Source organism: Phreatobacter sp. AB_2022a (assembly GCF_026847585.1).
Lineage (GTDB): Bacteria > Pseudomonadota > Alphaproteobacteria > Rhizobiales > Phreatobacteraceae > Phreatobacter.
The window spans coordinates 1-8,535 of the sequence record NZ_JAPSET010000097.1 but is presented as its reverse complement, the minus strand read 5'-3'; the positions used below and the strand labels follow the sequence as shown (position 1 = coordinate 8,535).

Below are 8,535 nucleotides of genomic sequence, written 5' to 3'. Positions count from 1 at the left end.
TGGCCGGCGGGTCGATCTGCGGTCGCGGAATCGGCACGGGCACCAGCCGGGCGGTGATGTCGCGGCCCGGTCGCGCGCCGCGCGACGGCGGGGCCGGCTGCGCGAAGCCAGGCTCCATGCGCGGCTCCAGCGGCTGCGGCTGATCGAAGTCCGCGCCGAAACCACCCTCGCGCGGCACCGGCGGGCGCGGCTCGGGGCGGGCCGCCGCACGCGGGGCCGGCGGGTCGAGATAGCGGACGCTGCGGGCCCGGCCGCTGAAGGCATCGATGGCCACGCGCACGCGCAGGCCCTGCCGGTCGATCGTGTCCATCACCCAGGCGCCCTGGACCAGCCGGGGCGCGGAGGTGACGCGGTAGCCCATCGACCGGGTGATCGAGGCCGCCCGGCTCGGATGGATGGCGCCGACGTCGTCGTCGTCATCATCGTCGTCCGGATCGACATAGCGCGGCCGATAGACCGGCCGCTCGCGGAAGCGCGGCGGGGGGCCCCATTCGTCCCAGAACTGGACGGCGGTCACGCCAGGGGCCGGGTCGGCCAGAGGGCCGATGATGCTGGCCGGCTGGGCACCGGCCGGTGCGGCGGCGGCCGCCAATGCGGCCAGCGCGACCGTCACGAATAGACTTTGGCGCACGTTCTGCGTCCTCTTCCCCTGCAATGCCCTATCAACCTTTCGGCAAGGAGAACGGCGATTTCAGGGCGGGCGCCAAGGCCCTCCGGATGCGGAGCTATTTCGTGGCGGCCGCGGCGGCGGTCGCGACGAAGCGGTCGACATCCTCGTTCGTGGTGGCGAAGCTGGTGATCAGCCGGACGATGACCTCGTCGGGGCCGACGGTCACGCCGTCGGGCAGGCTGCGGTCCGACCAGGGGTAGAAGACCGCTCCGGCGGCCTTGAGCGCAGCCTCGACATGCAGCGGCAGGATCGGGAACACGCCGTTGGCTTCGGGCGTGAAAGGCACCCTGACGCCGGGAACCGCCTTGAGGCCGGCGGCCAGCCGGCTCGCGGCGGCGTTGGCGTGCCGGGCGAGCTCCAGCCAATGGCCGCCGTCCAGGAAGGCATCCATCTGGGCGGCCAGGAAACGGTGCTTCGACAGGAGATGGCCGCCTCTCATGCGCCGGCGCACCATGTCGGCGCCGCGGGCCGGGTCGAAGAAGACGATCGCCTCGCAGGCCAGGCCGCCGCCCTTGGTGGTGCCGAAGGAGAGCACGTCGACGCCGGCCCTCCAGGTGATCTCGGCCGGGCTGCAGCCGAGCCGAGCCACGGCATTGGCGAAGCGCGCGCCGTCCATGTGAACGGCAAGGTCATGGGCCTTGGCGATGCCGGCGAGCGCTTCGACCTCGTCGACCGAATAGGTCAGGCCATATTCGGTCGACTGGGTGATCGACAGCGCATGGGCCGGCGCGTTGTGCGGCACGCGGCGTGGCAGTTTCTTCAATGTGCGCTCGAGGGCAGCCGCGCTGATCTTGGCGCCGGCGCCGGGAATGCCGACGAGCTTGGCGCCCCCGGTGAAGAATTCCGGGCCGCAGCACTCGTCCTCCATGACGTGGCTCTCATCGTGGCAGAGCACGATGCCCCAAGGCGGAGTGAGGGTGGAAAGCGCGAGGCCGTTGGCGGCCGAGCCGGTAATGACCATGTAGACGCCGACCTCGCGCTCGAACAGGGCCGAGAGCCGCTGCTCGACTTGGCGTGTCGCGTCGTCGCGTCCGTAGCCCAGGCGTGGCCCGGCATTGGCCTCAACGATCGCCCGCATCACCTTGTCGGAGGCACCAAGGCCATTGTCGCTCGCAAAAAACATCGCCGTGGACTCCCTCGCCCGATCGACCACCCGCAAAAGGCCGGCCCGCGCCTGATGGCGCGGGCCGGTCGAATGATCCAAGTCTATGCAGGTCTGGCGGGTGCTGTCACCGCTCAACGCGGCAGGGTAGTCGTGCCCATCAGGTCCTTGTCGATGGCATGCGCGGCCTGCCGGCCCTCGCGGATCGCCCAGACGACCAGGGACTGGCCGCGGCGCATGTCGCCGGCGGCATAGACCTTGTCGACCGAGGTCCGGTAGTCGGTCTGGTTGGCCGCGACGTTCTTGCGCGGGTCGAGCGTCACGCCGAGGCTTTCCAGAAGCCCCTCGTAGACCGGATTGACGAAGCCCATGGCGAGCAGGACGAGGTCGGCCTTCAGCTCGAACTCGGTGCCCGGGATCGGCTGCATCTTGGCGTCGACCCGCACGCAGGAGAGCTTCCTCACCTTGCCGCCGGTGCCGGTGAAGCCGGTGGTCAGCACGGCGAAGTCGCGCTCCGCGCCCTCCTCGTGGCTCGACGAGGTGCGCAGCTTGAGGGGCCAGAGCGGCCAGGAGAGCGCCTTGTTCTCCTTCTCCGGCGGGCGCGGCATGATTTCGAGCTGGGTCACCGAGACGGCGCCCTGGCGCACCGAGGTGCCGATGCAGTCCGAGCCGGTATCGCCGCCGCCGATCACCACGACATGCTTGCCGCCGGCCAGGATCGGCTCGTTGGAACCGACCGGTTCGTTGGAGACCCGGCGGTTCTGCTGCGGCAGGAAGTCCATGGCGAAGTGGATGCCGTCGAGCTCGCGTCCCGGAATCGGCAGGTCGCGCGGCTGCTCGGCGCCGCCGGAGAGAAGCACCGCATCATGCGCTGCGATGAGTTCGTCGACCGGCGTCGTCACGCCGATATGGCTGTTGTAGTGGAAGACGACGCCTTCGGCCTCCATCTGACGGATGCGGCGATCGATCAGATTCTTTTCCATCTTGAAGTCGGGAATGCCGTAGCGCAGCAGGCCGCCGGCCTTGGCGTGCTTTTCGTAGACATGCACGTCATGGCCGGCCCGGGCGAGCTGCTGGGCCGCGGCGAGGCCGGCCGGGCCGGAACCGACGATGGCGACCGAACGGCCGGTGCGACGGCTGCTCGCCATCGGCTTGATCCAGCCGTGGCTCCAGGCCCGGTCAACGATGGCGCATTCGATCGTCTTGATGGTGACCGGCGTGTCCTCGATGTTGAGGGTGCACGAGGCTTCGCAAGGGGCCGGGCAGACGCGCCCGGTGAATTCCGGGAAGTTGTTGGTCGAGTGGAGGTTCTGGCTCGCCTCCTCCCAGTTGCCCTGATAGACGAGGTCGTTCCAGTCGGGGATCTGGTTATTGACCGGACAGCCCGTGTGGCAGAACGGAATGCCGCAGTTCATGCAGCGCGACGCCTGGCTGCGCGTCGTCTCCTCGCTCAGCGGAATGACGAATTCGCGATAGTGGCGGATCCGGTCGCCGGCCGGCGCATAGCGCCGGTCCTGGCGGTCGACCTCGAGAAAACCCGTTACCTTTCCCATTTCGTCATTCTCCTGCCAGCGCGAGCGGGCGCTGTTCGGCCTGCGCGGCCATCTCGGCGAGCGCGCGGCGATATTCGACCGGCATAACCTTGCGGAACTTGGGCAGCATCTCGGACCAGCGGTCCAGAATGTCCTGCGCCCGTTTCGAGCCGGTATAGCGCGCGTGGTTGGCGATGAGCTGGTTCAGGCGCTCGGCGTCGAAGCGCGTCATGTCGCTCATCACGTCCACCCGGCCGTGGCCTTCCAGGCCGCCGGACTGGTGGTAGTGCTCGGCGAGCAGCTCCTCCTCCTCCGGCACGTGCTCGAGCTCGACCATCGACATGTTGCAGCGCGAGGCGAAGTCGCCGGCCTCGTCGAGCACATAGGCGATGCCGCCGGACATGCCGGCCGCGAAGTTGCGGCCGGTCTGGCCGAGCACGACGACGATGCCGCCGGTCATATATTCGCAGCCGTGGTCGCCGGTGCCTTCGACCACCGCGATGGCGCCCGAATTGCGCACGGCGAAGCGCTCGCCGGCGACGCCGCGGAAATAGCATTCGCCGTCGATCGCGCCGTAGAGCACGGTGTTGCCGACGATGATCGAGTTGTCGACGTCGAGGTCGACGGCTTCCTTCGCCGGGTAGATGGCGATGCGTCCGCCCGACAGGCCCTTGCCGACATAGTCGTTGGCTTCGCCTTCCAGTTCCATGGTGACGCCGCGGGCGAGCCAGGCGCCGAAGCTCTGGCCGGCCGTGCCCTTGAGCTTCACATGCACCGTGTCGTCGGGCAGGCCGCTGCTGCCATGGGCGGTTGCGATGGCGCCCGACAGCATGGCGCCGGTCGAACGGTTGACGCTGGTGATGGCGGTCTCGATGCGGACCGGCTTGCCCTCGGCGATGGCCGGCGCGGCCTCGGCGATGAGCTTGCGGTCGAGCACAGCCTCCAGATGGTGGTTCTGGTCCTCCAGCCGGCGCACGCCGACGGTGTCGGGTACGTCGGGCTTGTGGAACAGCCGCGAGAAGTCGAGACCCTGCGCCTTGCCGTGGGCGACCACGGCGCGGCGATCGAGCATCTGCATCTGGCCGACCATCTCGTCGAAGGTGCGATAGCCCATGGCGGCCATCAGTTCGCGCACCTCCTCGGCGACGAAGAAGAAGTAGTTGACGACATGCTCCGGCTGGCCGCGGAAGCGCTTGCGCAACACCGGGTCCTGGGTGGCGACGCCCACCGGGCAGGTGTTGAGGTGGCACTTGCGCATCATGATGCAGCCGGCGGCGATCAGCGGCGCGGTGGCGAAGCCGAACTCGTCGGCGCCGAGCAGGGCGCCGATGACGACGTCGCGGCCGGTCCTGAGGCCGCCGTCGACCTGCACCGAGATGCGCGAGCGCAGCCGGTTGAGCACCAGCGTCTGATGGGTCTCGGCCAGGCCGATCTCCCAGGGGCTGCCGGCATGCTTGATCGAGGTCAGCGGCGAGGCGCCGGTACCGCCCTCGAAGCCGGAAATGGTGACATGGTCGGCGCGCGCCTTGGCGACACCCGCCGCGACCGTGCCGACGCCGACTTCCGACACCAGTTTCACCGAGATGTCGGCGGCCGGATTGACGTTCTTCAGGTCGTAGATGAGCTGCGCCAGATCCTCGATCGAATAGATGTCGTGGTGCGGCGGCGGCGAAATGAGGCCGACGCCCGGCGTCGAATGCCGGACCTTGGCGATCACCGCGTCGACCTTGTGGCCGGGCAGCTGGCCGCCTTCGCCGGGCTTCGCGCCCTGCGCCATCTTGATCTGGATCATGTCGGCATTGACGAGATATTCGGTCGTCACGCCGAACCGGCCCGAAGCCACCTGCTTGATCGCCGAGCGCATCGAGCGCCCGTCGGGCAGGGGCTTGAAGCGCTCGGGCTCCTCGCCGCCTTCGCCGGTGTTCGACTTGCCGCCGATCGAGTTCATCGCGATGGCGAGCGTCGTATGCGCCTCGCGCGAGATCGAGCCATAGGACATGGCGCCGGTCGCGAAGCGGCGCACGATGGTGGCGGCCGGCTCCACCTCGTCGAGCGGCACCGGCTTGCGGCCGACCTCTTCCGCCATGCGGATGTGGAACAGGCCGCGGATGGTCTGCAGCTTGCCGGCCTGTTCGTTGATGAGGCGCGAGAACTCGCGGTAGCGGTCCTGGCTGTTGCCGCGCACCGCATGCTGCAGGGCGGCGACCGTGTCGGGCGACCAGACATGATCCTCACCGCGGATGCGGTAGGCATATTCGCCGCCGACCTCCAGCGTCGTGGCGAGGGTCGGATCGTCGGAGAAGGCGGCCGTGTGCCGGCGCACCGTCTCCTCGGCGATCTCGGCGAGGCCAGCGCCCTCGATGCGGGTCGCCGTGCCGGTGAAGAAGCGCTGGACGAATTCGCTCGACAGACCGACCGCGTCGAAGATCTGCGCGCCGCAATAGGACTGGTAGGTGGAGATGCCCATCTTGGACATCACCTTCATGATGCCCTTGCCGATCGACTTGATGAAGCGCTTCACCACCTCGTCGGCATCGACCTCCGGCGGCAGCTCGCCGCGCGCATGGATCTCCTCCATCGTCTCGAAGGCGAGATAGGGATTGATCGCCTCGGCGCCGTAGCCGGCCAGGCAGCAGAAGTGATGGACCTCGCGCGCCTCGCCGGTCTCGATGACCAGGCCGGCGGCCGTGCGCAGGCCCTTGCGAATGAGGTGGTGGTGCACCGCCGCGACCGCGAGCAGGGCCGGGATCGGGGTGCGGTCCGGGCCGACCATGCGATCGGACAGGATGATGATGTTGTACCGGCCGTGGACGGCGGCTTCCGCGCGGTCGCAGAGGAGCTGCAGCGCCTCCGCCATGCCGCCGGCACCCTTGCCCGAGGGATAAGTGATGTCGAGCGTCTTGGTGTCGAAGGAATCCTCGCGGTGGCCGATGCAGCGGATCTTTTCCAGATCCTCGTTGGTCAGGATCGGCTGGCGCACTTCCAGGCGCTTGCGGCGCGAGGTGCCGTCGAGGTCGAACAGGTTCGGCCGGGGCCCGATGAAGGACACCAGGCTCATGACGATCTCCTCGCGGATCGGGTCGATCGGCGGGTTGGTCACCTGGGCGAAGTTCTGCTTGAAGTAGGTGTAGAGCAGCTTGGACTTGGACGACAGCGCCGAGATCGGCGTGTCGGTGCCCATCGAGCCGACCGCTTCCTGGCCGGTCGTCGCCATCGGCGCGAGCAGGAGCTTGGTGTCTTCCTGGGTGTAGCCGAAGGCCTGCTGCTTATCGAGCAGCGGCACGTCGGTGCGCGAGGCGCGCGGCTCGACCGGCGGCAGGTCCTCGAGGATCAGCTGCGACTTGGCCAGCCATTCCTTGTAGGGGTTCATCCCGGCGAGCTGAGCCTTGATCTCCTCGTCGGAGACGATGCGGCCCTGTTCGAGGTCGACGAGCAGCATCTTGCCCGGCTGCAGGCGCCACTTGCGCACGATCTGGTCTTCCGGCACGGGCAGCACGCCCATTTCCGAGGCCATGATGATGCGGTCGTCCTTGGTGACGAACCAGCGCGCGGGCCGCAGGCCGTTGCGGTCCAGCGTCGCGCCGATCTGCCGGCCATCGGTGAAGGCGATGGCCGCCGGACCGTCCCAGGGCTCCATGATGGCGGCGTGATATTCGTAGAAGGCGCGGCGCGCCTCATCCATCAGCTTGTTGCCGGCCCAGGCTTCCGGCACCAGCATCATCACGGCATGGGCGAGCGAATAGCCGCCCTGGACCAGGAATTCGAGCGCGTTGTCGAAGCAGGCGGTGTCCGACTGGCCCTCGTAGGAGATCGGCCAGAGCTTGGAGATGTCGTTGGCGAACAACTCGCTGTCGACGCTGGCCTGGCGGGCGGCCATCCAGTTGACGTTGCCGCGCAGCGTGTTGATCTCGCCGTTGTGGGCGACCATGCGGTAGGGATGGGCGAGCGACCAGGTCGGGAAGGTGTTGGTCGAGAAGCGCTGGTGCACCAGGGCGAGCGCGCTCTCGAACGACTGGTCGTGCAGGTCGGGATAGTAGGCGCCGAGCTGGTCGGCCAGGAACATGCCCTTGTAGACGATGGTCCGGCACGACAGCGAGACGGGGTAATAGCCCTGCGTCTTCGGGTCGTTGCGATCATAGACGAGGTTGGAGATGACCTTGCGCAGCACGAAAAGCCGGCGCTCGAACTCCTCCTCCGAGCCGATATCGGCGCCGCGGCCGACGAACAGCTGCATGTGCTTCGGCTCGGTCGGCTTGACCGAATAGCCGAGCGAGGAATTGTCGGTCGGCACCTCGCGCCAGCCGAGCAGCACCTGGCCTTCGTCGGCGATCACCTTCTCGATGCTCTCGCGGACGAAGGCCTGGCCCTCGGGATCGCGCGGGAAGAAGATGTAGCCGACCGCGTAATGACCTGGCTCCGGCAGTTCGAAGCCGAGCTCGGCCGCCTTCTTGGAGAAGAAGCCGTGCGGGATCTGCACCAGGATGCCTGCGCCGTCGCCGGCCCGCGGATCCGCTCCCACCGCGCCGCGGTGCTCGAGATTCAGGAGGATCTGCAGCGCATCCTCGACGATGCGGTGCGACTTGCGCCCCTTCATGTCGGCGATGAAGCCGACGCCACAGGAATCCTTTTCGTTGGTCGGGTCGTAGAGGCCCTGGGCCTTCGGCAGGCCGGCGTCGATGAGGCGATAGGAACGGTTTTTCGTACGGGTGGCCGTATTGGTTTTCGTGGTGCGGTTCGCCCGCGCCTCGACACCCCGACCCATGCCCGCACCAAACCGTTGAGTGCTCATCGTCGACCTCGTCTTGCGGCCAATAGCCGCCGTTCCATGCTCTGATTGTGACACGCCGAGCCGGCTGCGACACCGGTCTTTTCCGGTGCCGGCCGGCTTCACGTGCGCGGTGCGAAACCGCTTCCGGACCTCCCCTGGCAGGGCGTCCGCAGATAGGGCAGCGATGCTGACCTTTCTAAAGTCGCTTCTTTGACAGATTTCAAACAGGCTTACAAGCGGCAATCCGTGCTGGAAACCCGGTTTGGATGCGGTTTGTTGCCAGGCGCTGTATTGCCGAATCATAAATGGAAGGCAAACGCCTTTCGCGGCGCAACAATATTGCCGTGACGGGCGTCGTCGCGCCACCCGTCGAAGGGCGGAGGCCAAAAGCGGCCGCGGCGGCTTCGTCTCACCGCGCCGGCGGCGGGCTTCCGGCGGTTTCCGTCGCGGCGGGGGCTGAGGG

At 67.8% G+C, this 8,535-nt stretch carries 3 protein-coding genes and 1 pseudogene; all 4 read right to left on the bottom strand.

The features are described 5' to 3' along the window. Positions 1 to 631 (bottom strand): annotated as a pseudogene (locus OZ671_RS31520) (hypothetical protein); the annotation flags it as partial. Positions 632 to 725: 94 nt separating this feature from the next. Beyond that, on the bottom strand, positions 726 to 1,793 hold the full coding sequence (locus OZ671_RS31515) for a threonine aldolase family protein (protein WP_268864364.1): 1,068 nt from the start codon (positions 1,791 to 1,793) through the stop codon (positions 726 to 728). A 113-nt stretch (positions 1,794 to 1,906) separates the two neighbouring features. Further along, the gene (locus OZ671_RS31510) at positions 1,907 to 3,325 is read right to left on the bottom strand and encodes a glutamate synthase subunit beta (RefSeq protein WP_268864363.1); all 1,419 of its coding nucleotides are present in this window, start codon (positions 3,323 to 3,325) and stop codon (positions 1,907 to 1,909) included. Between the two features lie 4 nt (positions 3,326 to 3,329). Further along, positions 3,330 to 8,093: a glutamate synthase large subunit gene (gene gltB, locus OZ671_RS31505; protein WP_442957153.1), complete on the bottom strand. Its 4,764-nt coding sequence runs from the start codon at positions 8,091 to 8,093 to the stop codon at positions 3,330 to 3,332. Positions 8,094 to 8,535 lie beyond the last annotated feature (442 nt).

What these genes read in the sequence shown, in the direction of transcription:
- OZ671_RS31515 (WP_268864364.1), bottom strand. Translation starts at nt 1,793, where the DNA reads ATGTTTTTTGCGAGCGACAATGGCCTTGGTGCCTCCGACAAGGTGATG.
- OZ671_RS31510 (WP_268864363.1), bottom strand. Translation starts at nt 3,325, where the DNA reads ATGGGAAAGGTAACGGGTTTTCTCGAGGTCGACCGCCAGGACCGGCGC.
- gltB (WP_442957153.1), bottom strand. Translation starts at nt 8,093, where the DNA reads ATGAGCACTCAACGGTTTGGTGCGGGCATGGGTCGGGGTGTCGAGGCG.